Annotated in this window: 1 protein-coding gene; it reads right to left on the bottom strand. The window is 70.9% G+C overall.

Annotation, left to right across the window (positions count from 1 at the left end; genetic code table 11):
- Nucleotides 1-203: archaeosortase/exosortase family protein (locus CAPSK01_RS05590; protein WP_034923523.1), on the bottom strand; the 203-nt coding region annotated here is incomplete at both ends.

Here is a 203-nt window from a genome sequence, read left to right as displayed (position 1 = left end):
GGGCGGCCGCCGCCGCCATCAGATACGCGCCCGCCCAAAGCATGCGGAGGCCGCTGCACGGGGCGTCGATGGCGATCTGCCGGCCATCCCAGAGCAATACCGCGCCTGCCCGCTCGACGGCGAGGCCGTTGAGTTGCAAGAGCGCGACGGCCAGCGATCCGGCCAGTACCCGCAGCGGGTAGCCGCCATAGAACTGCAGCGAA

Origin of the sequence: Candidatus Accumulibacter vicinus (assembly GCF_000584955.1) — a bacterium.
GTDB classification, from domain to species: Bacteria; Pseudomonadota; Gammaproteobacteria; order Burkholderiales; family Rhodocyclaceae; genus Accumulibacter; species Accumulibacter vicinus.
The sequence above is the reverse complement of the archived record's forward strand: the minus strand, read 5'-3'. Positions and strand labels throughout refer to the sequence as shown.